Origin of the sequence: Cedecea lapagei (assembly GCF_900635955.1) — a bacterium.
GTDB lineage: Bacteria > Pseudomonadota > Gammaproteobacteria > Enterobacterales > Enterobacteriaceae > Cedecea > Cedecea lapagei.
This window is the reverse complement of sequence record NZ_LR134201.1, coordinates 1,460,335-1,483,596: the sequence shown is the minus strand read 5'-3', so window position 1 is coordinate 1,483,596 and position 23,262 is coordinate 1,460,335. Positions and strand designations below refer to the sequence as shown.

General features: G+C 56.4%; 22 protein-coding genes, 1 pseudogene and 1 riboswitch. Of the genes and pseudogenes, 10 read left to right on the top strand and 13 right to left on the bottom strand.

What is annotated here, in order from left to right:
* Positions 1 to 77: 77 nt before the first annotated feature.
* A complete protein-coding gene (gene thiD / locus EL098_RS07215; RefSeq protein WP_126355613.1) occupies positions 78 to 878 on the bottom strand; it encodes a bifunctional hydroxymethylpyrimidine kinase/phosphomethylpyrimidine kinase in 801 nt (266 codons plus the stop codon).
* On the bottom strand, positions 875 to 1,663 hold the full coding sequence (thiM, locus tag EL098_RS07210) for a hydroxyethylthiazole kinase (protein ID WP_126355612.1): 789 nt from the start codon (positions 1,661 to 1,663) through the stop codon (positions 875 to 877). The genes thiD and thiM overlap by 4 nt, the downstream gene beginning before the upstream one ends.
* Positions 1,664 to 1,701: 38 nt before the next feature.
* Positions 1,702 to 1,798, bottom strand: a riboswitch (TPP riboswitch).
* A gap of 218 nt (positions 1,799 to 2,016) precedes the next feature.
* On the opposite strand from thiM, the gene lpxO reads away from it, so the two are divergent.
* Positions 2,017 to 2,919, top strand: coding sequence for a lipid A hydroxylase LpxO (lpxO, locus tag EL098_RS07205; protein WP_126355611.1), 903 nt, complete (start codon positions 2,017 to 2,019; stop codon positions 2,917 to 2,919).
* Positions 2,920 to 2,961: 42 nt separating this feature from the next.
* Here the strand turns inward: lpxO and EL098_RS07200 are convergent, their stop codons facing one another.
* Together EL098_RS07200 and EL098_RS07195 are read right to left on the bottom strand one after the other, a co-directional pair.
* The gene (locus tag EL098_RS07200; RefSeq protein ID WP_126355610.1) at positions 2,962 to 3,366 is read right to left on the bottom strand and encodes a DoxX family protein; all 405 of its coding nucleotides are present in this window, start codon (positions 3,364 to 3,366) and stop codon (positions 2,962 to 2,964) included.
* Between the two features lie 39 nt (positions 3,367 to 3,405).
* Positions 3,406 to 4,017, bottom strand: a complete 612-nt coding sequence (locus EL098_RS07195) for an FMN-dependent NADH-azoreductase (RefSeq protein WP_197718544.1) — start codon at positions 4,015 to 4,017, stop codon at positions 3,406 to 3,408.
* 254 nt (positions 4,018 to 4,271) lie between these two features.
* Here EL098_RS07195 and EL098_RS07190 point away from each other — a divergent pair, with 254 nt between their 5' ends.
* Positions 4,272 to 5,195, top strand: a complete 924-nt coding sequence (locus tag EL098_RS07190) for a LysR family transcriptional regulator (RefSeq protein ID WP_126355609.1) — start codon at positions 4,272 to 4,274, stop codon at positions 5,193 to 5,195.
* On the opposite strand, the gene EL098_RS07185 is transcribed toward EL098_RS07190, so the two are convergent.
* On the bottom strand, positions 5,188 to 5,628 hold the full coding sequence (locus tag EL098_RS07185; RefSeq protein WP_126355608.1) for a GNAT family N-acetyltransferase: 441 nt from the start codon (positions 5,626 to 5,628) through the stop codon (positions 5,188 to 5,190). The two genes, EL098_RS07190 and EL098_RS07185, sit on opposite strands and share 8 nt — an antisense overlap.
* Positions 5,629 to 5,652: 24 nt before the next feature.
* Entirely contained in the window at positions 5,653 to 6,453 is an 801-nt protein-coding gene (gene hopBF1, locus EL098_RS07180; protein WP_232012347.1) for a T3SS effector protein kinase HopBF1, read from the bottom strand.
* Between the two features lie 2 nt (positions 6,454 to 6,455).
* On the opposite strand from hopBF1, the gene EL098_RS07175 reads away from it, so the two are divergent.
* Together EL098_RS07175 and EL098_RS07170 are read left to right on the top strand one after the other, a co-directional pair.
* A complete protein-coding gene (locus EL098_RS07175) occupies positions 6,456 to 7,586 on the top strand; it encodes an ABC transporter substrate-binding protein (protein ID WP_126355607.1) in 1,131 nt (376 codons plus the stop codon).
* A 164-nt stretch (positions 7,587 to 7,750) separates the two neighbouring features.
* The gene (locus EL098_RS07170) at positions 7,751 to 9,886 is read left to right on the top strand and encodes a TonB-dependent receptor family protein (RefSeq protein WP_164716791.1); all 2,136 of its coding nucleotides are present in this window, start codon (positions 7,751 to 7,753) and stop codon (positions 9,884 to 9,886) included.
* 118 nt (positions 9,887 to 10,004) lie between these two features.
* On the opposite strand, the gene EL098_RS07165 is transcribed toward EL098_RS07170, so the two are convergent.
* From EL098_RS07165 to EL098_RS07155, 3 genes are all read right to left on the bottom strand, one after another.
* Positions 10,005 to 10,421: a GlcG/HbpS family heme-binding protein gene (locus EL098_RS07165; RefSeq protein WP_126355606.1), complete on the bottom strand. Its 417-nt coding sequence runs from the start codon at positions 10,419 to 10,421 to the stop codon at positions 10,005 to 10,007.
* 10 nt (positions 10,422 to 10,431) lie between these two features.
* On the bottom strand, positions 10,432 to 11,655 hold the full coding sequence (locus EL098_RS07160) for an MFS transporter (protein WP_126355605.1): 1,224 nt from the start codon (positions 11,653 to 11,655) through the stop codon (positions 10,432 to 10,434).
* A 72-nt stretch (positions 11,656 to 11,727) separates the two neighbouring features.
* Positions 11,728 to 12,729 carry an aldo/keto reductase gene (locus EL098_RS07155; RefSeq protein ID WP_126355604.1) on the bottom strand — a complete coding sequence of 334 codons (1,002 nt, stop codon included), beginning with the start codon at positions 12,727 to 12,729 and terminating at the stop codon, positions 11,728 to 11,730.
* Positions 12,730 to 12,817: 88 nt separating this feature from the next.
* Here EL098_RS07155 and EL098_RS07150 point away from each other — a divergent pair, with 88 nt between their 5' ends.
* Positions 12,818 to 13,729: a LysR family transcriptional regulator gene (locus tag EL098_RS07150; protein WP_126355603.1), complete on the top strand. Its 912-nt coding sequence runs from the start codon at positions 12,818 to 12,820 to the stop codon at positions 13,727 to 13,729.
* A 72-nt stretch (positions 13,730 to 13,801) separates the two neighbouring features.
* On the opposite strand, the gene EL098_RS07145 is transcribed toward EL098_RS07150, so the two are convergent.
* Positions 13,802 to 14,275: a YehS family protein gene (locus tag EL098_RS07145; RefSeq protein WP_126355602.1), complete on the bottom strand. Its 474-nt coding sequence runs from the start codon at positions 14,273 to 14,275 to the stop codon at positions 13,802 to 13,804.
* A 168-nt stretch (positions 14,276 to 14,443) separates the two neighbouring features.
* On the opposite strand from EL098_RS07145, the gene EL098_RS07140 reads away from it, so the two are divergent.
* Entirely contained in the window at positions 14,444 to 14,869 is a 426-nt protein-coding gene (locus EL098_RS07140; protein ID WP_126355601.1) for a GNAT family N-acetyltransferase, read from the top strand.
* 52 nt (positions 14,870 to 14,921) lie between these two features.
* Here the strand turns inward: EL098_RS07140 and apbC are convergent, their stop codons facing one another.
* Positions 14,922 to 16,034 carry an iron-sulfur cluster carrier protein ApbC gene (gene apbC, locus EL098_RS07135; protein WP_126355600.1) on the bottom strand — a complete coding sequence of 371 codons (1,113 nt, stop codon included), beginning with the start codon at positions 16,032 to 16,034 and terminating at the stop codon, positions 14,922 to 14,924.
* Positions 16,035 to 16,195: 161 nt separating this feature from the next.
* On the opposite strand from apbC, the gene metG reads away from it, so the two are divergent.
* Positions 16,196 to 18,232, top strand: coding sequence for a methionine--tRNA ligase (gene metG / locus EL098_RS07130; RefSeq protein WP_126355599.1), 2,037 nt, complete (start codon positions 16,196 to 16,198; stop codon positions 18,230 to 18,232).
* Positions 18,233 to 18,327: 95 nt separating this feature from the next.
* Here metG and EL098_RS07125 read toward each other — a convergent pair whose 3' ends face one another.
* A complete protein-coding gene (locus EL098_RS07125) occupies positions 18,328 to 19,560 on the bottom strand; it encodes an MFS transporter (RefSeq protein WP_126355598.1) in 1,233 nt (410 codons plus the stop codon).
* A gap of 190 nt (positions 19,561 to 19,750) precedes the next feature.
* Here EL098_RS07125 and EL098_RS07120 point away from each other — a divergent pair.
* The 3 genes and pseudogenes from EL098_RS07120 to deoR all read left to right on the top strand — a co-directional run bounded on the left by EL098_RS07120 (position 19,751) and on the right by deoR (position 21,927).
* Positions 19,751 to 20,477: pseudogene (locus EL098_RS07120) on the top strand (phosphatase PAP2 family protein).
* Positions 20,474 to 21,082: an undecaprenyl-diphosphate phosphatase gene (gene ybjG, locus EL098_RS07115; RefSeq protein WP_126355597.1), complete on the top strand. Its 609-nt coding sequence runs from the start codon at positions 20,474 to 20,476 to the stop codon at positions 21,080 to 21,082. Before EL098_RS07120 ends, ybjG begins: the two are co-directional and overlap by 4 nt.
* An 80-nt stretch (positions 21,083 to 21,162) precedes the next feature.
* Positions 21,163 to 21,927 carry a DNA-binding transcriptional repressor DeoR gene (gene deoR, locus EL098_RS07110; protein ID WP_126355596.1) on the top strand — a complete coding sequence of 255 codons (765 nt, stop codon included), beginning with the start codon at positions 21,163 to 21,165 and terminating at the stop codon, positions 21,925 to 21,927.
* A gap of 3 nt (positions 21,928 to 21,930) precedes the next feature.
* On the opposite strand, the gene dacC is transcribed toward deoR, so the two are convergent.
* Positions 21,931 to 23,136 carry a serine-type D-Ala-D-Ala carboxypeptidase gene (dacC, locus tag EL098_RS07105; RefSeq protein WP_408609112.1) on the bottom strand — a complete coding sequence of 402 codons (1,206 nt, stop codon included), beginning with the start codon at positions 23,134 to 23,136 and terminating at the stop codon, positions 21,931 to 21,933.
* Positions 23,137 to 23,262: the final 126 nt, after the last annotated feature.

Sequence of the window (23,262 nt, the reverse complement as noted above, 5' to 3'; positions counted from 1 at the left end):
TTGTCCGCAGAGAAAGAGGAAGCCAGTATAGTACCACTGGTATTATGCTGGCTAAAAACTTCTCGCTTAACCTACGGTTACCACCACTCGTGGAAATGATGTACCGGGCCAATGCCGTGCCCAACCTCCAGCGAGTCCGCCTGGGCCAACGCTTTGGATAGCCAGATTTTTGCGGCGGCTACGGTTTGCGCCCAGTCGTCATGACGGGGACGAAGCGCAGCCAGCGCGGCAGACAGCGTACAGCCGGTGCCGTGCGTGTTTTTTGTCGCTACGCGAGGCGCGGTAAAACGCTGCGCATCATGGCGAGTAAACAGCCAGTCCGGGCTCTCCTCATCGTCCAGATGCCCTCCTTTCATTAGCACCGCTTTACAGCCCATTGCCAACAGGGCTTCACCTTGCTCACGCATCTCTTTTTCACTGCGCGCATGGGGAGCATCCAGCAGCGCTGCGGCCTCCGGGAGATTGGGCGTGATAAGCGAAACCTGCGGCAACAAGCTTTGGCGTAAACTTTCTACCGCAGTGGGGGCAAGCAGCGGGTCACCGCTTTTCGCCAGCATCACCGTGTCCAGCACCACGTTCTGCGCCTTGTAAAACGCCAGGCGCTCCGCGACGGCCTCAACGATATCAGCCTCTGCAAGCATACCGATTTTTGTGGTGTCGATACGCACATCGCTCAGTACCGAATCCAGCTGCGCCGCCACAAAATCAGGTTCAATACGGTATACGGACTGTACGCCACGGGTATTTTGCGCCACCAGCGCGGTGATCACGCTGGTGCCGTATGCGCCGAGCGCAGAGAAGGTTTTCAGATCGGCCTGGATCCCTGCGCCGCCGCTTGGATCGGTGCCGGCGATGGTAAGCGCGTTAATGCGTTTCATACCAGTGCCTCCGCGTTCAGATGATAAAGTGCGTCGAGAAAAGCTGGCGTAAAACTTCCCGGCCCACGGCTGGCGGCGATGGCCTGCTCGCCTGCCAGCGACATAAATCGGCAGGCGCTTGCGACGTTGTCCAGCCTGTCACCGGGTAAAGCGCAGCAAGCGGCAACCACGGCAGAAAGCGCGCAGCCGGTGCCGACGACACGCGTCATCAGTTGACCGCCGCCAGCAACAGCAAGCGTTCTCTCGCCGTCCGTGACGTAATCAATTTCGCCGGTCACGGCAACCACCGCCCCGGTCTCACACGCCAGCTCTTGTGCCGCTGGAATAGCAGAGAGCGCATCGTCGGTGCTGTCGACACCGCGCCCTCCAGCCTGCTGACCCGCCAGTGACAGGATCTCGGAGGCATTGCCGCGAATAGCGGCAGGTTTCAGTGAAATAATCTCGTGGGCAAAACGGGTGCGAAAAGCAAGTCCACCAACGGCAACCGGATCGAGCGTCCACGGCGTTCCGGCCTGGTTAGCGGCACGAATTGCCGCCAGCATCGCGATAGCTCGCTCAGAGGTAAGCGTCCCGATGTTGATCAGCAACGCGCCGGCAAAGCCGCTAAACTGCGCCGCCTCCTCGGGCTCAATCACCATGGCAGGTGCGGCCCCGAGCGCAAGCAGTACGTTAGCGGTGAAGGTTTGCACTACGTCATTGGTCATGCAGTGAACCAGCGGAGAGTGCTGACGGAGTTGGTGTAAAACAGACGCGGCGGTCGCGCCGGGAAGCAGGTCAGGTTGCATAACGGTAAGGCTCCTGTCCGGCGTGAAAGAAGGGACGCCGGACAGGCATCTGACTTCCCTACGCTGGCATTATCCAGATCAGGTGGTACGGGTATTTCTCAGCCTTCACCAGGAAGGGCACCCCGAGTCATTTAAATCAATGTGTTGTGGTTAACTCTATCCGTTAACCGCGCCAGGAATGATGCCAGTCCCCCTTATCTTAGACAAGCCCAAAACTTGTTCAGGGGTAACATTTACTTCGCGCTAAGCGCTGCTAAGCTCAATGGCAGCACCTTTGTAAAGTCATGTATATGGGCGCCCGGGGCTTGCCTGACAGGGATCGATAAAAAAACATAGTGGATAGATAAAACAATATGAAATATATCATTTTGCTCATCATTATTATTTCAGTGGTCTATGTGCACTATCGCGGTAAGGTTCGCTTCCGCTTCTGGCGGCAGCTCTCCGACCACTCGACGTTTACCGCCCCGCTTAACGGCTTTATGTATCTGTTCTCCAAAGTCCCTAATACCCCTTATTTAACGCCGGAGACGTTTCCCGAACTCGCTGTTTTGCGGGATAACTGGCAGGTTATTCGCGAAGAGGGCATTCATCTGCAAAAGCTGGAGCAGATAAAAGCTGCGGATAAATTTAACGACGCCGGGTTTAACTCCTTCTTTAAAACCGGCTGGAAGCGCTTCTACCTCAAGTGGTATGAAAACGCCCACCCGTCGGCCAGCCTGCTGTGCCCAAAAACCACCGAGCTGCTGCACGCTATTCCCTCCATTAAGGCCGCAATGTTCGCCACCCTGCCGGACGGCAGCCGCTTACCGCGCCACCGCGATCCTTATGCCGGTTCGCTGCGTTTCCACCTGGGGCTGGCCACCCCCAATGACGATCGCTGCTTTATTGAAGTGGACGGCAAACGCTACAGCTGGCGCGACGGTGAAGGCGTGCTGTTCGACGAGACCTATATTCACTACGCGGAAAATACCAGCGGCGAAAACCGTCTGATCCTGTTTTGCGATGTGGAAAGGCCGATGCGCTACCGCTGGGCTCAGGCAGTAAATCACTGGCTGGGGCGCAATTTGATGAGCGCGGCCTCGGCGCCAAACGATGAAAACGATCGCATCGGCGGCATCAACCGCGCGTTCCGCTACATCTATCAGATTCGCATCGTCGGGAAGAAATTAAAAAGCTGGAACAAGACGGTGTATTACATCGTTAAATGGATATTGTTTGGCGGGATTGCGGTGCTGATCTGGCGGGCGTTTTAATCAGAATTGAGGCCTCAGGGTAAGAGGCCTCACTAAGGTTTATTACTGCAGCTGACGGCGCAGGCGGCGGGTATCAAAGCTCAGGGAGGTCGCCCCCAGCGCTGAGATTTGCAGCAGCCCTGAAGCAATCATCAGGTTCTTCAGGAAGTGCAGGAGGGTATTCTGATCGGCAAAGTTATGGTGGAAGAACACCGCCGTCGCCAGGGTGAACACGGCCAGCAGCGCGGCAATCAGCCGTGTACGGTAGCCCACCAGCAGCAGGATACCGCCGCCAATCTCGGCCGCCAGGGCAATAAGATACCCGAGTAACGGGAACGGAAGCCCTACCGAAGCGATATACCCCTGAGTCGCCTCAGGCGCTGCAATTTTCCCCAGCCCGCTTACGATAAAAATGGCGGCAATCACGATGCGACCTAGCGTCGCGAAGTTAGTAGCGTATCTGTCCATCTGGATTTCCCGTAAAAGTAGTGGATCCGCGTGTTGTTATCAGGACAACGCGGCGATCTGGTCTTTTGCATCGGCGAGCGCGGCATTTTTCGCGTCATCGCCACGGCTCAGGTTTTCAGCGCGGATAATCGTCACGTCGGTCAGGCCGATAAAGCCCAGCACGGCTTTCAGATAAGACTCCTGATGCTCCAGAAAAGCCGCCGGGCTGTCGCCGGTGTACTGGCCGCCGCGTGAAGAGGCGATAAACACTTTTTTGCCTTTTGGCAGCAGACCTTCAGGTCCGTTTGCGCCGTACTGGAAAGTGCGCCCGGCCACGCAAACGCGGTCAATCCAGGCCTTAAGTTGAGAAGGAATGGAGAAGTTGTACATCGGAACGCCAATGACAATCACATCCGCAGCGAACAGATCGTCGATGAACGCGCCGCCAGCGGCCAGATCTTCACCCAGTGCCGCATCGGTCACTTCAGCGCCCTGGAAAGCAGCAATATGCTTGTCCGACAGGTGCTGAGCCGGTGACTGAACGAGGTCACGGTAGATCACGTTCGCGCCGGGGTGCAGCGTTTTCTGGCGGGCCACGATTTCCGCCGAAAGCTGGCGGCTGACGGAATAACCGCCAAGAACACTGGTATCAATATGCAGAATAGTCGACATGGTTTTAGCCTCCGGGCTTGAATCCTGTTGTGGGGATAAACGCGTAAAAAGTTTCTTCAGGGCAGTGAACATAAACTTGCTCAACCTCGGGCATTCGCTGAACGTGACAGCCACTATGCCATTCCCTTTACCACCCGAATAGCCGTTATATTTCGATGTAATCCATCGCCACAGCCGATACATTATTACCCATGACAAAGCCCTGCCGAAGGACTATATTGCGCTACATCTCCTCACCACAGAGCAGGCCCCGCATGCTGGACGGTATTTCGCTGGATCAACTTCGCACTTTCATCGCCGCCGTCGACGAGGGCAGCTTCTCCGCTGCCGCCCGCAAAATGTACCGTGCCCAGTCGGTAATCAGCGATTTGATCAGGGGTCTGGAGGCGCAAATAGGCGTGCAGCTATTTGATCGTTCTGGCCGCTATCCAAAGCTCACACCAGAAGGCGAAGTCCTGCTGGCCGACGCGCGCGGGATTGTTTCACGCGTTGATTTTATGAAGGCGCGCGCCCGAGGAATGTCGTCTGGCCTGGAGTCTGAGCTGTCGGTGGTGGTGGACGTTTTCTTCCCGCTGGAGGCGATCACCTCGGCGGCAAAAGCTTTCCGCGAGCAGTTTCCCGGTACGCCGCTTCGCCTGTTTGTTGAGGCTCTCGGCGGCGGCTACAAGCCGGTACTTAATGGCAGCGCGGGAATTGGCATTCTCGGCTCTCTGCCGGATATGCCCGCGTCGTTAACGGGCGAGCGTCTGACCGGGGTATCGCTGGTGATGGTCGCCTCTCCTGACCATCCGCTGGCGCAGTTCGAGGGCATGGTCCCCAAGGCTGAACTCACCAGACACGTTCAGCTGGTGCTGACCGACCGCTCCGAGCTTTCGAAAGGTAAAGAGTTTGGGGTAATGTCGCCCTCCACCTGGCGGCTTGGCGATCTGCTCGCCAAACACGCCTTTTTGCTGGATGGCCTGGGATGGGGCAGCATGCCGTCACACGTTGTGGAGCGGGATATCCTGGAAGGGCGGCTGGTCAAGCTGAATATTGAAGACGTGCCGCCCGGCGGCCTCGCGCTACCGATGTTTGGCGTCTATCCTATCGCTTCACCGCCAGGCCCGGCAGGTCGCTGGCTGATTGAGCGGCTCAAAAACCTGTGCCCGACGAAACTGGCCGCCAGTCAGCTCAAATAATCAGCCGATGGGTCACTCTTTCCTCGCCGGAAACAATCTCGAACCCCGCGGCCTCATAAAAACGGAATGCGTGCTGTGGAGCATGGGTATTGTAAAAATCGAATAATTCGTCACCGTCCGCCACGATGGCCTGCAACAACAGCTTCCCTACCCCTCTCCCTCGCCACATAGGGCTGACGTACAGATGCCGGATACGCCCGGCACGATCATCTCCAGAGAACGGATCGAGGTTAAGGCCGCCAACACCCACCAGCGCCTCGCCGGAAAAAATACCCAACAATTTTTCTCCTGGCGCGTTAAAACGATTATCTCCGCTAAGCCAGTTAGCCTCGAGGCGCCGCAGCATATTGAAGTTTTCCGCAATGCTTTGCGCTTTTAATAAAGCAAATCCCGGATTGTCCGGCGTTACCGGCATTATTCGTAGCGGAGTCATTACAGAATCTCGTCAAGGCGGATATCAATCGCTATCAATATCCAGCAGATTATTTAGGGCATGAGCACGCAGCTCGTTGACTTTACTGATGCTTTTATCCGGTGAAGAGCGAATGACATCTCGCGGGTCGTTAATCAATACCCGACCATGACTATCGACTAAAAACTGCAGGTCGTCGATATGCAGTTCATGGTTCTTCAGCTTGTTAATAATGGCATTACAGTCCGCCAGCACGTTTTGATTGAATTTCTTATCATCAGGCAGGCTTTTCTTATTATTGACGATGTCTTCAGAGTCAAAAGCATGGTGAATATAATCTTTTTCAACGCCGACGCTATCGCCATGTTTAACCAGGGCGTGAGCATCCACAACGGGGAAGCCGAGTTGCTTGAGCCGTTTCGTCGTTTCAAGCTCCTTTAAAGCGTACTGCCCGGCAGAAATCGTGCCGGTCGTTCCCGGCCTGAACAGGCAAAGGCATTTGCGTGGATCCTGTCGGGAGTGAAAGACATCTTTCTGGCTTCCGGCGCCGATTTTCTCCCCCAGTGAGGGAATATCCCTGAACTCCGAAGACGTGGCCTGGGCATTCGAGGTGTGCAGGTGTCTTCCCTGGACGGCATTATTAGAAACGGTAAACATGGTAGGTTCTCCTGTGCGGCTTAAAGCCATCGCTGTAGTAACCCCCTTGAGTGGCGATAAACTGCGCCAGGTTCCGCCGCGCTCCCTGCCCCGCCTCCCTGGCGACCAGAAATATTCTTGCCGCCCCGTTCCAAACGGCATGAGATCGATTATCATTCCATTCCAAATTTTTTCCGTTCTGAAGGTCATCCATGTTCACGATGTTCACCGCCAAAGCTCGCTGGCTGCTCGCCGCCGTTGCATTGTTGAGCTGTGCCGCCCACGCCGCACCGATTGTTGTCACCGACGTAGCGGGCCGGGAGGTCACGCTGCCTCATGCGGCCAAACGCGTGATGCTGGCCGATGCGCGAGCCCTGCTGGCGCTCAACATTATTCATCCGAAAGATCCGCTGGAAAATATCATTGCCTGGGATAATTCGCTGAAAACCAAAGCGCCGGATCTGGCGGACGCCTACGCGAGAAAATTCCCTCAGGTGAGCAAAATCCCGATGTTTGAAAACCCGTACTACACGGATTTCAGCGTCGAAAAAGCCGTTACGCTGCAGCCTGACTTGATCATTTTTGATATCGGCGTGCTGGCCAAGCTGAAAAACAGCGGTGTGCTGAGCCAGCTGGAGAAAGTGGGCATTCCGGTGCTGATTATCGATTTCCGCCAGCAGCCGCTGACCAACACCCTGCCGAGTATCGAGCTGCTGGGCAAAGTGTTTGACGAGCAGAAAAACGCGGACGCTTTTATTCAGCACTACCAGCAGCGTATGAACCTGGTGCGCGAGCGAGTTGCTACGCTGAAGCCAGAGCAACGGCCGAGCGTATTTATTGAGCGTGCGGCGGGTATTCGCGGCGATGAATGCTGTCAGACCTTCGGCAAAGGCAGCTACGGCCAGTTTATCGATACCGCAGGCGGCAACAACATCGGCAGCAAACTGTTCCCGGAAATGAGCGGTCAGGTGAATACCGAGCAGGTCATCACCAGCAACCCCGATTTTTACCTGATGACCGGCGCCGACTGGAACCGTGGCAATCGCTCACCTAAGGCGGTGCCGCTGGGTTATATGGCCGACAAAGCCGTTGCCGAGCAGAAGCTGAAGGGGCTGATGAACCGCACCGGAATTAACGTGCTGACGGCGATCAAAGAGAAACGCGTGATGGCGATTTACCATCAGTTCTACGATTCTCCGCTGAACTATATTGCGGTAGAAACTATCGCTAAGTTCCTGCATCCGGATCTGTTCAAAGACATCGACCCGCAGGCCGATATCGAACAGGCCCACAAACAGTTCACCGCCCTCGACTACAGCGGCGTCTTCTGGGTTACCCCATAAAGTAAAAAGCCGGGCTGATTCAACAGCTCGGCTTTATTTTGCTTACTTTTTGACTTATTCCGAACTATTCCGCAATAAAACTATTTACTTGAAAATAATTATCATTAAGATTGTCATTTCCAAAAAAACAGATAACAGCAATCCAACGTTGTAAAGGAATGATGATGCGCCCCCTTTTTCGTGTCTCTCTCCTGGCAAGCGCCGTAGCATTCGCGCTGCCAGTTCTCGCAGCAGATAAAACCCAAACAGATAAAGCCCCGGCAGAAAAACCCGCTGATGACATTACCGTTGTCGGCAACTGGCTGGATAACCCGGACACCAGCACCGTACTGCTTAACCACCCTGGCGCACGCTCAATCGTCACCGAGCAGCAGCTGCATGAGCAGGGCTCAGAGACGCTTGCCGACGCCCTGAAGGGCATCCCAGGCGTTCAGGTACGTGACAGCAACGGCACCGGCGGCAGCGACATTTCTCTCAACGTTGGCATCCGTGGCCTGACTTCACGCCTGTCGCCACGCTCTACCATCCTGATGGATGGCGTCCCGCTTGCGGTTGCGCCCTACGGCCAGCCACAGCTCTCCATGGCGCCATTGGGCATGGGCAACATTCAGTCCGTTGACGTGGTTCGCGGCGGCGGCGCGGTGCGTTATGGACCGCAAAACGTGGGCGGCGTAATTAACTTCGTCACCCGCGATATTCCGAAAGAATTTGGCGGTACCGTGAGCGCGCAGACCCAGGGCGCCAGCCACGGCGGCCTGAAGACATTGACCAGCGCCTCCGTAGGCGGAACGGCAGATAACGGCCTTGGCGCAGAGCTGCTCTACTCCGGCCTGCACGGCCAGGGCTACCGCGAAAGCAACGACAATACCGACATCGACGATTTCATGCTGAAGACGAAGTACAACTTCACCGATCGCGATGAGCTTCAGGCTAACTTCCACTATTATGATGCTAAAGCCGGGATGCCGGGGGGGTTGACCAGCGCGCAGTACGCCGCTAACCCATTCCAGTCGACTCGCCCGTGGGACCAGTTTGAAGGCCGCCGCAAGGACATGTCTTTCAAATATAAGCACACCGAAGATGACAAAAAGCTGGAGGTCCTGACCTACTTCACCGACAGCTATCGCGGCAGCGATATTGCCCAGAAAGTGGGCGATAAGGGCCTGTACCAGATGGGTTCCTTCCCGCGCCATTACACCACGTGGGCTATCGAGCCGTCTTACTCGCAACTGTTCCGCTTCTGGGATATGTCCCATGAAGTCACGCTTGGCTACCGCTACCTGAACGAAACCGCGGACGAAAAAGCCTTCCGCTCGACCAGCTATAACCCGGATAAAACCTGGCAGCAGCCTGACGCATCCACCTACTATCAGCACACCTACGGCGGCACGGCAGCTAACGCGTTTTATATTGATGACGCGATCAACGTCAGCAACTGGACCATCACGCCGGGTCTGCGCTACGAGAGCATCAAGACACACATCAGCGACGAGTTTAACAAGATCTCCCGCGAGAAGAGCTACAGCCAGCCGCTGCCTTCTCTTAGCGTGATGTACCACCTGTCCGATTCCTGGAAGCTGTTCGCCAACGCCAGCACCTCGTTTGGCAGCATGCAGTACTTCCAGCTGACGAAAGGCGGAAACGGCAGCCAGCCGGCACCGGGTCTGTCGCCTGAAAAAGCCCACACCTATGAGTTCGGTACTCGCTACGACGATACGGTCATCAAAGCCGAAGCAACGCTGTTCTATATCGACTTCAACGATCAGCTGCAGTACATCAGCAATACCGTGGGCTGGACTAACCTGGGCGCCACTAAGCACCAGGGGATTGAACTGGCGCTTAACTACGACCTGAGCGAGCTCAACCGTGCGCTGGATGGCGTCAGCGTTTACACCACCTATACCTACACCAAAGCCACCAGCGACAACGGCGCGTTTGCTGATAAAGACCTGCCGTACTACTCGCGTCAGGTCTATACCGTGGGTACCCGCTACGCGACCGGCAACTGGGTATGGAATCTGGACAGCTTTGCTCAGTCCAAACAAAGTTCTCCTGGCACCGGCGATACCTATATCACCGACGAAAGCGCGGACGGGCAGTTTGGTAACATCGCAGGCTACATGGTGTGGAATATGCGCGGCGAGTATGACTTTGGGCCGTCCCTGTCTCACCTGAAGCTGGGCGCAGGGATTAAAAACCTGTTCGATCAGCGTTATTACACCCGCTCCAGCGACAACAACTCAGGCAAATACGTAGGCGAACCTCGTACCTTCTTCGTACAGGGTTCTCTGGCGTTCTGATAAAGACTCTTGCTCTTCCCCGCAGCCGCGAGGAAGAGCCGATGAGCAAGCTGATTGCGTAAGATAGGCTTTATTTTCAGCCAAAAGCAAAAGGAGCGAAATTCGCTCCTTTTTTCATTTAAGCGCGGCTGCCGAACACCGCTTCCACCGCAAAAGCGGCGATTTGTCCGTCCTGCTCTTTCGTGGCCCCGGACACGCCAATCGCGCCAATAACCACGCCCTCTGCGTTACGCAGCGGAATGCCACCCTCGATGCCCACCAGACCACCGTTGCTGTTTTCCAGAGAATAAGCCGGGCCGTCAGGATGCAGGTTAGCGCCAACATCCTCACTCTTCGCCTGGAATAATACCGCCGTTCTCGCTTTACGCATGGCGATATCAATGGTAGCGAGGAAAGTCCCGTCCATGCGGGCAAAGGCCGTCAAATGGCCGCCGCTGTCCAGCACTACGGCTGAAACGGGTGGAAAGCGGTGGGTTTCCACCGCCGTTTTTACGCTGGCGAGCAGCGCTTCTGCAAGAGCCAAACTGACTGTCACGATCGGAACCTCAATGTGCTAAAGGGGGATGTTTTTTGGCGTCAATAACCGCCCAGGTATGGATCAGCAGGCCGAGCACCGCCAGAATCGCGCCGACCCAGCCGGTGGACTCCCAGCCAAAACCTGCGGAAATGGTGACCCCGCCAAGCCAGGCGCCCAGGGCGTTAGCGATGTTGAATGCCGAGTGGTTCATCGCCGCCGCCATAGTTTGCGCATCACCTGCGACATCCATCAGGCGAATTTGCAGCACTGAGGAGAGCGACACCATCGTGCCCACCAGCATCACGGTAACCGCACCAAGCCACGGATAATGCGAAGTGTAAACGTAAGCGCTGAGCACCAGGATCGCCCAAATCAGCAGCAGACGAACGGTTTTCTCAAGCCCGCGATCCGCAAGGCGGCCACCGACGATATTGCCGACAATCATCCCCAGACCAAACATCGACAGGATTACCGGGATCATGCCGACCGACTGATGCGCGAGCTCCAGCATGGTAGGCTTAACGTAGCTGAAGACGGAGAACATGCCGCCGCTGCCAATCGCGCCGATGGCAAGCGTCAGCAGCACCTGCTTGCGGGTCAAGGCGGTCAGCTCGCGAAGCGGGCTGGCAGCCTTATCCCCGGCACGCCATGGAACCCAGGCCCAAACCAGAATCAGCGTCAGTACGGCAAGTCCGCCCACAATGGCGAACGCGCTGCGCCAGCCGAACAGCTGGCCGATAGCCGCCACTGCCGGCACCCCCAGTAAATTGGCGATGGTCAGGCCCAACAGCACCATAGACACCGCCTGCGCCCGCTTTGAGCGCTCAACGAGGCTTGCTGCCAGCAGCGCGGCCACGCCAAAGAATGTGCCATGTGGAAAACCGGCTAGAAAACGCGCCAGCATCATCGAGTAGTAGCCGGGCGCAAAGGCGCTCAGCAGGTTGCCGACGGCAAACATCGCCATCAGGGCAATCAGAAAATCACGCCGCGCCATCCGCGCGCCAAGCACCGCCAGCAGCGGAGCACCGACCACCACGCCCAGCGCATAAATACTGATCAGGTGGCCCGCAGAAGGAATGGAGACATGCAGTCCGTTTGCGGCATCCGGCAGCAGTCCCATGATAACGAATTCGCCGGTACCGATGGCAAAGCCGCCCATGCCGAGCGCGAACAGCGCTTTCAGCAGCCCCGAGCGAGACAGGGATACCGCTTCGGTCCCCTTTTCCAGGGCCTGTTCATTAAGTGATGACATAGTTTTTTGACTTGTGCAGGTGAACAACAAAATAGACCCCGGGCGCGGAATCACCCGGGGCGCGAGAGAATACTAAAGCGATGTTTTACGGTGCGGAGGCGCCATAAATTCGGCCCCCAGCGGCGCACTAATATGCTGAGTTAAAATTGCGTCGATGTCGCGTTTGTCTTCGGCGGTCAAGGTCCAGCCGGAAACGTCTTCCACCCCGTTCAACTGTTCAGGACGGCGAGCGCCCCACAGCGCGATGGTTGGGCCCGCGTCAAGCACCCAGCGCAGCGCAAGAGCCATCACGCTCTTACCATAGCGCTCGGCGGCAAACGCCTTCAACGCTTCGACCGCGGCCAGATACTGCGCAAAGCGAGGCTGCTGGAATTTAGGATCGAAGCTGCGCAGATCGCCTTCACCAAAGACGGTTTCCGGCGTCATACGGCCAGACAGCAGGCCGCGGCAAATCGCGCCATAGGCCAGCACCACCATCTGGTGATATTTCGCATACGGCAGCAGTTCCGTTTCCGTTGCGCCACGCTCAAAGAGGTTAAGCGGCGGCTGCATGGTTGCCAGCGGCGCAGCGCTGCGGAATCGGTCCATCTGCGCTGGCGAATAGTTGCTGACGCCCAGCGCACGGAATTTTCCCTGCTGGTGCAGCGTTTCCAGCACGCGAGCGGTTTCGTCAATCGCCACCAGATCGTCCGGCCAGTGAACCTGGTACAGATCAATGTAATCCGTTTGCAGGCGACGAAGCGAGTCTTCGATTTCCTGACGAATGCGCTGCGGTGTGGAATTACGCGTCACGCGCCCGGCATCATCCCAGTCCAGAGCCACTTTAGTGGCAATAATAGCCCTGTCGCGACGGCCTACCAGCGCTTTCCCCACCACCTCTTCCGAGTGCCCAAAACCGTATACCGGTGCGGTATCGATAAGGTTGATGCCGCGCTCCAGCGCTTCATGCAGCGTCGCTATCGACTGCTCGTCGTTGCTGCCGCCCCACATGCTGCCGCCAATTGCCCAGGTCCCGAGGCCGATACGGCTGACTGGTTCAGAGATACCCGCGATATGAATCGTTTCGATTGCCATGATTTCCCCCTGTCTGTTCTGTGAACTTATGATAACTCATGTTAAGTTGAATTAATTTCAACGAACCCTTGATGACAGAGAGCCTTTTATGCCTGCTCCGGTCCGTGGCGAGCTTGCCGATCTCAACGTTTTTTTAACCATCTGCCGCCGTAAAAGCTTCCGCCTTGCGGCCTCTGAGCTGGGGGTTTCCACCTCGGCGCTGAGCCACACCATGCGCGGGCTGGAAGAGAGGCTTGGGGTCCGTCTGCTCAACCGTACCAGCCGTTCCGTGGTGCCAACCGACGCTGGCGAAGCGCTGCTTGGCCATCTGGAAACCGGCTTTTCGCATATCCGCATGGCGCTCGACGAGCTCGATCATTATCGTGAATCCCCGGTCGGGCGGCTGCGAATTAATATTCCGCGAGACGCCGCCCAGCTGCTGTTTGCCCCTGTGCTGGCGAAATTTATGTCCATGTATCCGCGACTGCAGATGGAAATTACCGTCGACAACACGCTGGTCGATATTATTGGCAGCGGCTATGACGCGGGGATCCGCTACGGAGAGAGCGTCCCTAAGGACATGATTGCAATGCCGGTGACGCGCAAACTCCGGTGGATTGTTGTCGCTTCGCCTGAGTATTTGAGAAACAGCGCCCATCTGCCGCTGGCTCACCCGGACGATCTTCTTGAGCATCAGTGCATCCGCATGCGGCTCGGCAACGGCACGCTTTACAAGTGGGAGCTTAACCGGGGAGAGGAGGCGCTGGCGCTGGATGTGCCCGGCTCGCTGATCCTTAATGAAAGCGAAATGATCATTGATACCGCCTTAAACGGCTTCGGGCTGGCCTACTGCCTGGATGTACGGGTTCGGCCTTTGCTGAAGAGCGGGCAGCTGATACAGGTTATTCCGGAATGGGTCTGTGAGGACGAGCCGATGGTAATGTACTACCCGAGCCGCAGACAGCTTCATCCCGGGCTGAGAAGACTTATCGAGATGATGCGTGAGGCAACGCTGTACTGACGACGCGGCGCGCGACCACGGCTAAGGGATCAAGAGGGACAATCTGCCATCATCCCTCTTTTGGGGTGCCTCTTATTCCGCTTTCGCAGGCTTCAGACGCTGGGTCAGACCGCGCAGGAAGTAGCGCAGGAACTGGTCGCCGCACTCGCGGTAGTTCTTGTGATCCGGGTTACGCATCATGGCGGTAATTTCCGGCATAGAGATGCGGAACTGCTGGGCGGTCAGGATCTCCAGCACGTCGTCAGACTTTAGCTCAAAAGCAATGCGCAGCTTTTTAAGAATGATGTTATTGGTCATCCGGCGCTCAAGCTTCGGCTCGGGCTTGCTTTCGTCTTTGCCGCGTTTGAAGTAGATAAGACCGTTGAGAAAGTTTGCCATAATCAGATCCGGGCAGGTTTTAAAGCCCTCTTCGTCCTCTTTCTTCAGCCACGGAACGATTTGTTCAGCGGGGACGTCGGTGCCGGTCAGGGCAAGGATCTTAACGATTCCATCGTTATTCAGGTTCAGCATATAGCGAACGCTAAGCAGTACGTCATTATTCAACATGGGGCAATCTCAGGGTCCAAAAGCGGGCAGTATATAGAGAAGCGACCGCGTTGTAACATAATCCAGGCGGATTTATCCGCTTGTCACGTCATTGGCGGCTGTTTATTGGCAACGTTCAGGCATAAGGGTAGACTCGATGGGCGAATTTTCCTGATAAAAGGCAACCATTTGATACTCCGACTTTGGCAAGAATCCGATCGTCCCTTCTTACGTACCCTCTACCTTCACTCTCGCCGCGCAGCCTGGCCCTGGCTCGACGGCAGCGCATGGCAGCTCGAAGACTTTGACAGTGCTACGCAGGATGAGCGCATCTGGGTGGCCGAAGAAAACGGTCATCGCGTTGGCTTCGCTTCCGTCTGGGTTCAGGACAATTTTTTGCATAACCTGTTTGTCAGTCCGGAATACCAGGGAACCGGGGCGGGAAAAGCCTTGCTAGAGAAAGTTCAGAGTGAATTTACCGGCACCGGCTCGCTAAAGTGCCTGGCTAAAAATCAACATGCGGTTGAGTTTTATCGGCGTAACGGCTGGCATATTGAGGCGCCGGGAGACGGGCCGGACGGCGAATATTATTTAATGCATTTTGTGCTGAAGTAGCCCTCTCCCGGGGGAGAGGGGGAAAACAAGAAACGGAGCCGCGGCTAAATCTTTACACCGCTCTGAAGGCGATCTCGCTTGGGATCACTTCCCCGTTCCAGTAAAGCTGAGCCGCCACGCGGCCCGCCAGTTCACGGTACAGCGTGGTAATGTCGCTTTCCGGGCGGTTAATGACCGTCGGTTTACCGGCATCCAGGTCTTCACGCAGCGTAATATGCAGCGGCAGCTGGCCCAGCAGCGTAGTGTGGTACTGCTGCGCCAGCTTCTCGGCGCCGCCCGTGCCAAAGATAGGCTCCTGGTGGCCGCAGTTGCTGCAAATATGAATGCTCATATTCTCAACAATACCGACCACCGGCACCTCAACCTTTTCGAACATCACAATCCCTTTACGGGCGTCAATCAGCGCGATGTCCTGCGGCGTGGTGACCACCATCGCCCCGGTGACCGGGATGTTCTGCGCCAGCGTCAGCTGGATATCGCCGGTGCCCGGCGGCATATCGATGACCAGATAATCCAGGTCAGGCCACAGGGTCTCCTGCAGCATCTGCATCAGCGCCTTGCTGGCCATCGGGCCGCGCCAGACCATAGCGTTTTCGTCGGTGACGAGGTAACCGATCGAATTGGTCGCCAGGCCGTGCGCGACGATCGGCGCCATGTGCTTGCCATCCGGGGACGTTGGGCGTTCATGCTCAGCGCCCAGCATCGTCGGGATCGACGGACCATAAATATCGGCATCGAGAATACCGACTTTGGCTCCTTCGGCGGCCAGCGCCAGCGCCATATTGACCGCGGTCGTCGATTTCCCCACCCCACCTTTGCCGGAGCTGACGGCAATAATATTTTTTACGCCGTTAATCCCGGGCTGGTTTTTGACACGTTTAAGGGTGGCAATGTGGTGGCTTAGTTTCCAGTCCACCGCTTTCGCGCCGGTGATCCGCAGCAGATCAGAGCTGCAGGTCTCTTTCAACGTCTCAAATCCACTTTGCCAGGCAAACGGCATCTGCAGCTCAACGTGTAAAGTATCGTCGAGCATCGCCACATGATGCAGCGCTTTCAGCGCAGTGAGGTTGTGCTTCAAGGTAGGGTGCTGAAAATTGGCCAGGGTCCCGGCGACCATCGCACGTAGCTGCTCCGGGGACTTGCTGGACGGGGATTGCGAATTCATCCCGACTCCTTATGTTTTATCGGACATTGCAATCCGTTAAGCATACCAGAAACCACGCTGCCTATTCATATGCGGTTATTGCGGGCTTTGGGGTTACCAAATATTTACCAATCCGGTAATATCGAATCCCCTTTTTTAAATCAGAAGATGCAATCCCCACTATGACTCAACCCGCGAAAAAAATATTGGTAACGTGCGCCCTGCCGTACGCAAACGGCTCAATCCACCTCGGTCACATGCTGGAGCATATTCAGGCTGATGTCTGGGTCCGTTACCAACGAATGCGCGGCAACGAGGTTAACTTCATCTGCGCAGACGACGCACACGGCACGCCAATCATGCTGAAAGCTCAGCAGTTGGGCGTCACGCCTGAGCAGATGATTGCCGAAATGAGTCAGGAGCATCAGACTGATTTTGCAGGTTTCAACATCAGCTATGACAACTACCACTCCACCCACAGCGATGAGAACCGCGAGCTGTCGGAGCTGATTTATGGCCGCCTGAAAGAGAACGGTTTTATTAAGAACCGCACTATCTCTCAGCTCTACGATCCGGAGAAAGGCATGTTCCTGCCGGACCGTTTCGTGAAAGGCACCTGCCCGAAATGTAAAGCCCCGGATCAGTACGGCGATAACTGCGAAGTGTGCGGCTCAACCTATAGCCCAACCGAGCTTATCGATCCGAAATCCGTGATATCTGGCGCGACGCCTGAAATGCGTGATTCCGAGCACTTCTTCTTCGACCTGCCGTCCTTCAGCGAAATGCTGCAGGCATGGACCCGCAGCGGTGCGCTGCAGGAGCAGGTTGCTAACAAGATGCAGGAGTGGTTCGAGTCCGGTCTGCAGCAGTGGGATATCTCCCGCGATGCGCCTTACTTCGGCTTCGAAATTCCGAACGCGCCGGGCAAATACTTCTACGTCTGGCTGGATGCGCCGATCGGTTACATGGGCTCCTTTAAGAATCTCTGCGACAAGCGCGGCGACACCACCAGCTTCGACGAATACTGGAAGAAAGACTCTGATGCAGAGCTCTACCACTTCATCGGCAAAGACATCGTTTACTTCCACAGCCTGTTCTGGCCAGCCATGCTGGAAGGCAGCAACTTCCGTAAGCCGACTAACCTGTTTGTTCACGGCTATGTGACGGTAAACGGCGCGAAGATGTCGAAATCTCGCGGCACCTTTATTAAAGCCAGCACCTGGCTGAACCACTTTGACGCCGACAGCCTGCGTTACTACTACACCGCGAAGCTCTCTTCCCGCATCGACGACATCGACCTTAATCTGGAAGACTTCGTGCAGCGCGTGAACAGCGATATCGTTAACAAAGTGGTTAACCTTGCCTCTCGCAACGCCGGCTTTATTGCTAAACGCTTTGACGGCATGCTGGCGGCAGAGATTGCCGATGCGGAGCTGTACAAAACCTTTACCGATGCGGCAGAAAGCATCGGTGAAGCCTGGAACAGCCGTGAATTTGGTCGCGCGGTTCGCGAGATCATGGCGCTGGCGGATATCGCCAACCGCTACGTGGACGAGCAGGCTCCGTGGGTTGTGGCTAAGCAGGAAGGCCGCGACGCCGATCTGCAGGCTATCTGCACCATGGGCCTGAATATGTTCCGCGTGCTGATGACCTGGCTGAAGCCGGTTCTGCCGTCGCTGACCGAGCGTACAGAGGCGTTCCTTAATACCGAGCTTGGCTGGGACAACATCGCCACGCCGCTGCTGAATCATAAAGTGAACAGCTTCAAGGCATTGTACAACCGTATTGAAATGAAACAGGTGGAAGCGCTGGTGGAAGCGTCTAAGGAAGAAGTGAAGGCGCTGAATGCAACGCCGGTAACCGGCCCGCTGGCGGACGATCCGATCCAGGAGACCATCACCTTTGATGATTTCGCGAAGGTGGATATGCGCATCGCGCTGATTGAGAAGGCGGAATTCGTGGAAGGCTCCGACAAGCTGCTGCGCCTGACGCTGGATCTCGGCGGCGAAAAACGTAACGTCTTCTCCGGAATTCGTACCGCTTATCCGGACCCGTCTAAGCTGGAAGGTCGCCTGACCGTAATGGTGGCCAACCTTGCCCCGCGTAAGATGCGCTTTGGCGTTTCTGAAGGGATGGTGATGGCCGCAGGGCCTGGCGGGAAAGATATCTTCCTGCTGAGCCCGGACAGCGGTGCTCAGCCGGGTATGGCGGTTAAGTAAGCCCCTCTCCCTTTTAGGGAGGGGAAGCAAAACGGTCGAATTACCCTCTTTTATCCCCTCTCCCTTTTAGGGAGAGGGTTAGGGTGAGGGTAAAATCAGGCGTCTCTCGCCTGCCCTACCGTTTTATCTTTCAGGAACAGCACCATCAGCCCCAGCCATACCAGCCCGCCTGCAAGGTTAAACAGGCTGAACAGCCCGTTGCCGCCAAACTGGTAAGCATGCTTGCTCAGCTCAATGCCAACGGTAAAGATCAGCATCTGCAGCATCCCCATCGCCGCTGACACCGTGCCCTTGCTCATCTCGCTGGCAAACAGCGTCAGGCGCACCAGGCCGGCGTTAGCCAGGCCAATACCAAAGGCATAAAGGCTCAGGCCCGCGGTCATCCACAGATAAGCGTGGGAAGAAACCACCGTTGCCACAGCCGCCACAATCAGGCCGGGCACAATCCACCAGCCGCCCATGATAATCAGGCTACGCACGCTACGGCGGGACGTCAGTTTGGCCAATACCAGATTACCGAGGATCAGCGCCCCGAAGATCGGCACCTGCAGCAGGCCGTATTCATAGGTGCTGAGATTTTCCCCGCTGATGATAATCACCGGCGACTGGGCAATCCACGCCAGCAGCGGCAGGCTCACAAACCCCGTCGCCAGAGCACCCGAGACAAAACGCAGGTTTTTCAGCACCAGCTTATAGTCGCGCCCGAGCTCTTTCAGCGACAGCTTCTCGCCGAGGCGCGTCGCGGTCTCCGGCATTGCCTTATGCAAGCCGAAGAAAGAGACAGCGGCCAGCAGCGCAAACAGGACGAACATCGTTTCCCAGGGGGCAACATGTATCCACGCTGCGCCCACCAGAGGCCCCAGCAGAGGGGCTATCAGCGCAACGTTCGCCATCAGCGCCGTTATTTTGATACAAACCGACTCTTCGAACGACTCCTGAATGGCGGCGTAACCTACCGCGCCGATAAAGCACAGGCTGACGCCCTGCAGGAAGCGCAGGAAAGTGAATTGCTGTATGTCCTGCGCCAGCAGCGTCGCAAGGCAGGTAACGATAAACCAGACTACGCCGGTCAGCATCACCGGACGGCGGCCAATACGGTCAGACAGCGGCCCCAGCAGCCACTGCAGGAACATCCCGCCCGCCAGGTAGGCCGTCATTGAGGTCGGCACCCATTCCACACCCGCCTGGAACTGGTCCACAACGGCCAGCATCCCCGGCTGGATCATGTCATTGCCGATATAAGTTGAGAATTCGTAGAGCACCAGGCAGAGCGGGAACAGCAGCGCCTGACGGCCTAACGATTTGTTAGCTATCGTATTATGTTGCATTAGGAACTCAGAAGATAAAGAAACGCGCAGAGTGTATTCAATTGCCCGTGCCAGCGGTAGTCAGAAACTGACAAAGAGCACGGGGTGTAAACGCGCGCCTATCATACCTCAATTCTATTAAGGATTTCTTAATCTGCGATGAATATTCTGCGGGCATGAGATTAAGACCAGTACGGTATTCACCCTTCAGATGACGACAAGTTTTCCTAAACCAACGGTAAATAAGACAAAACTGCTTTACCGACTGCCATCGCGCTTCTATCTTTTCCAGCTTTGCATCTTGATAATACTGGCTGCCGTTTTTAGCTGGCTTTCACGGGATGAAGGGCTCGACCGCTGGATGACAGGCTACTGGTTTGATGCCGTGAGCCGCAGTTTTCCGCTGCAAAACGATCGGCTGCTGGATCTGCTGAACCACCGCCTGCTGAAGGATTTGGTGATTGCCGGCGGCGTTATCGCGCTGCTTTGGGGGCTCTGGCGTCGTCAGCCGCGGCTGGTCGTGGTCGCCCTGCTTATCGGGCTGGGAGCGCTAACGGTCGGCATCCTGAAAGGGTTTAGCCACCACTCGTGCCCGTGGAGCCTTATGGAGTATGGCGGCAACGCGGCATCTTACCCGCTGTTCGCTACCGCACCGGCAGACAGCGGACCGGGAAGATGTTTTCCCGGCGGCCACGCCTCCAGCGGATTTGGCGTGATGGCGCTATTTTTCATGTTTTACCGTGAACGCCCGCGCCTGGCGTGGTTCTTCCTCGGCTTCGGCGTCTTTCTCGGCCTGGCGATGGGATACGGCCAGGTGATGCGCGGCGCGCACTTTTTTCAGCCACAACCTGTGGGCAGGTTGGTGGGTATGGGTAACCCAGGTGGCGCTTTACGGCGCAATTTCCACCTGGTCAGTTAAAGTACAGGACAAGTCATGATGGAAACGCTCAACCAGAATCTGTTTTTGCTCATTAATGCCACCCCGTCGTCGCCGGAGTGGGTAATTAAGCTGGCGATATTCTTCGCCAGAGACCTGATCAGCATCGTCCCACTGCTGATCGTCGTGCTTTGGCTATGGGGCCAGCGCAAACAGATGTCCGCCCAGCGTCAGGTGGTCATTAAAACGGGGATGGCCCTGGTGATTAGCGTGGCGCTTTCATGGATTATCGGGCAGCTGTTCCCGCATCCTCGACCTTTCATGGTCGGACTTGGCTACAACTTCCTGCACCACGCCCCTGACGACTCCTTCCCGAGCGACCACGGCACGGTGATTTTCACCTTTGCGCTGGCGTTCCTGTGCTGGCACCGTATCTGGTCAGGCGTTGTGCTGTTTGCTATCGGCTGTGCCATTGCCTGGTCACGCGTTTACCTTGGCGTACACTGGCCGCTGGATATGCTCGGCGGTCTGCTGGTCGGAATGAGCGCTTGCCTGCTGTCGCAGATTGTCTGGAACCTGCGCGGGCAGCAAATCCACCAGCGCCTGCACCAGATTTACCGCTTCTGTTTCTCACTGCCAATTCGCAAAGGCTGGGTGCGTGACTAAGCTTTTTTCCGCAGGTAAGATGCGTTAACTTAACTCCCCCCTCTCCCTCCAGGGGCGAGGGGATAAACGCAGAAAGGCCTATGGAAACCCGCCGTGACGAGCGCATCAACCGCCTGCTACAGGCGCTGAAGCGCAGCGATAAAATTCATCTGAAAGAGGCCGCGCAGCTGCTCGGCGTGTCCGAAATGACCATCCGCCGCGATCTTAACGGCGAGCCGGGCCAGGTCGTTCTGCTGGGCGGCTATGTGATGCTGGAGCCTCGCAGCGCCGGGGCGAGCCACTATCTGCTGAGCGATGAAAAAACGCGTCAGGTGGAAGAGAAGCGCCACGCCGCGCGGCTTGCTGCACAGCACGTTCAGCCGCATCAAACCGTCTTCTTCGACTGCGGGACGACCACGCCTTACATTATCGACGCCCTTGACGATGAGCTGCCGTTTACCGGCCTGTGCTATTCCCTCAACACCTTTCTGGCGCTGCAGGATAAGCCCAACTGCCGGGTAATTTTAAGCGGCGGCGAGTTTCACGCCAGCAACGCGATTTTTAAGCCGATCAACTTTCAGGAGTGTCTGGGGAATGTCTGCCCGGATATTGCGTTCTTATCGGCGGCAGGCGTGCATCTGCGTCACGGCGCAACCTGCTACAATCTTGATGAGCTGCCGGTAAAGCATTGGGCGTTGAGCATGGCCCAGCGGAATATTCTGGTGGTGGATGAGACCAAGTTTGGCAAGGTACGCGCCGCCTGCATGGGGCCGCTGACGGCGTTTGAAACGATTATCAGCAACCGGGCGCCCGCCGCGGAGTTTATAGACTTTGCCGCGGCGGAAAACCTGCTGCTGGAGTGGTAGTCCTTAAGAGAACCAGCTGCCGAACCAGCTGTGGAACTTCATCAGCACAAAGTCCCACATGCGGCTGAAGAAACCGCCCTCTTCGACCGGCTCCATCACCAGCAGCGGACGCTGCTCAATGGATTTACCGTTAAGCTGGAAGTCGATGGTGCCCACGGCCTGGCCCTTTTTCAGCGGCGCGGTAAGCTGTGGCTCATTCAGGGTAAAGCTGGCCTTCAGGTTTTTCAGCTGACCGCGAGGAATAGTCACCGAGCCGCCCTCACCCGCGCCAAGATTAACTTCGCTCTTATCGCCAAACCAGACTCGCTGAGTCACGAAAGTGGCGTCCGGCTTAATCGGCGTCACGGTTTCGAAGAAGCGGAAGCCCCAGGTCAGCAGCTTTTCACTCTCGTTAAAACGGATGCGGTCGGTTTTTGTCCCCAGCACCACGGAAATCAGGCGCATATCGCCGGAGGTGGCCGAGGCGACTAAGTTATAGCCCGCTCCTTCGGTCGTGCCGGTTTTCATCCCGTCAACGTTAAGGTTAGAGCTCCACAGCAGGCGGTTACGGTTTGGCTGCTTGATATTGTTGAAGGTGAACTCTTTCTCTTTGTGAACTGCATACTCGTCCGGCACGTCATGAACCAGCGCACGCCCGAGCAGGGCCATGTCTCGGGCAGTACTGAACTGGCCCGGCGCATCGAGGCCGTGCACGGTTTTAAAGGTGGTATTAGTAAGGTTGAGCTTCTGTGCGTAGTTGTTCATCAGGCTGACGAACGAATCCTGGCTACCCGCCACGTAGTCGGCAATGGCGATGCTGGCGTCGTTCCCGGACTGAATGATAACGCCTTTATTCAGGTCTTCCACCGAGACTTTGTCGCCCGGCTTCAGGAACATCAGCGAAGAACCGCGCAGCACCGGGTTGCCGGTGGCCCAGGCATCCTTCCCGACGGTGACCATGTCCGTCAGGTGAATTTTACCTGCTTTTAACGCCTGCCCTACCACGTAGCTGGTCATCAGCTTGGTCAGGCTTGCCGGATCGAGCTTGTCGTCGGCATTCCCCTCCGCCAGCACTTTACCACTGGCGTAATCCATCAAAATCCAGGCTTTTGCATCGACCTGGGGAGCATCTGCGGTCTGCTCAGCGCTCAGCGCAGGAGCCGCTATCAGCAGCAGGGTTGTCCCTGCGACTAAACCACGTAGTGTTGCAGGCATTTGCAAGCTCTTCATAAAACCACCTGAGTATCCATTCTTAAAAAAATTCACGGCGCGCACCGCCACCCTAATGTCAGGATGTGAGTAATAACCCACGAATCCACTTAAAGAAACATAGAGTTGGTAAAGTTTGTTAAGTTT

Excerpts from the sequence above, each read along its gene's own strand:
- EL098_RS07160 (WP_126355605.1), bottom strand. The coding sequence starts at position 11,655 with ATGTCATCACTTAATGAACAGGCCCTGGAAAAGGGGACCGAAGCGGTA.
- hopBF1 (WP_232012347.1), bottom strand. The coding sequence starts at position 6,453 with ATGACCTTCAGAACGGAAAAAATTTGGAATGGAATGATAATCGATCTC.
- EL098_RS07195 (WP_197718544.1), bottom strand. The coding sequence starts at position 4,017 with ATGTCGACTATTCTGCATATTGATACCAGTGTTCTTGGCGGTTATTCC.
- lpxO (WP_126355611.1), top strand. The coding sequence starts at position 2,017 with ATGAAATATATCATTTTGCTCATCATTATTATTTCAGTGGTCTATGTG.
- EL098_RS07125 (WP_126355598.1), bottom strand. The coding sequence starts at position 19,560 with ATGCAACATAATACGATAGCTAACAAATCGTTAGGCCGTCAGGCGCTG.
- EL098_RS07170 (WP_164716791.1), top strand. The coding sequence starts at position 7,751 with ATGCGCCCCCTTTTTCGTGTCTCTCTCCTGGCAAGCGCCGTAGCATTC.
- metG (WP_126355599.1), top strand. The coding sequence starts at position 16,196 with ATGACTCAACCCGCGAAAAAAATATTGGTAACGTGCGCCCTGCCGTAC.
- EL098_RS07185 (WP_126355608.1), bottom strand. The coding sequence starts at position 5,628 with ATGACTCCGCTACGAATAATGCCGGTAACGCCGGACAATCCGGGATTT.
- EL098_RS07145 (WP_126355602.1), bottom strand. The coding sequence starts at position 14,275 with ATGTTGAATAATGACGTACTGCTTAGCGTTCGCTATATGCTGAACCTG.
- ybjG (WP_126355597.1), top strand. The coding sequence starts at position 20,474 with ATGATGGAAACGCTCAACCAGAATCTGTTTTTGCTCATTAATGCCACC.
- EL098_RS07190 (WP_126355609.1), top strand. The coding sequence starts at position 4,272 with ATGCTGGACGGTATTTCGCTGGATCAACTTCGCACTTTCATCGCCGCC.
- thiM (WP_126355612.1), bottom strand. The coding sequence starts at position 1,663 with ATGCAACCTGACCTGCTTCCCGGCGCGACCGCCGCGTCTGTTTTACAC.
- dacC (WP_408609112.1), bottom strand. The coding sequence starts at position 23,136 with ATGAAGAGCTTGCAAATGCCTGCAACACTACGTGGTTTAGTCGCAGGG.
- EL098_RS07175 (WP_126355607.1), top strand. The coding sequence starts at position 6,456 with ATGTTCACGATGTTCACCGCCAAAGCTCGCTGGCTGCTCGCCGCCGTT.
- apbC (WP_126355600.1), bottom strand. The coding sequence starts at position 16,034 with ATGAATTCGCAATCCCCGTCCAGCAAGTCCCCGGAGCAGCTACGTGCG.
- EL098_RS07200 (WP_126355610.1), bottom strand. The coding sequence starts at position 3,366 with ATGGACAGATACGCTACTAACTTCGCGACGCTAGGTCGCATCGTGATT.
- thiD (WP_126355613.1), bottom strand. The coding sequence starts at position 878 with ATGAAACGCATTAACGCGCTTACCATCGCCGGCACCGATCCAAGCGGC.
- deoR (WP_126355596.1), top strand. The coding sequence starts at position 21,163 with ATGGAAACCCGCCGTGACGAGCGCATCAACCGCCTGCTACAGGCGCTG.
- EL098_RS07150 (WP_126355603.1), top strand. The coding sequence starts at position 12,818 with ATGCCTGCTCCGGTCCGTGGCGAGCTTGCCGATCTCAACGTTTTTTTA.
- EL098_RS07155 (WP_126355604.1), bottom strand. The coding sequence starts at position 12,729 with ATGGCAATCGAAACGATTCATATCGCGGGTATCTCTGAACCAGTCAGC.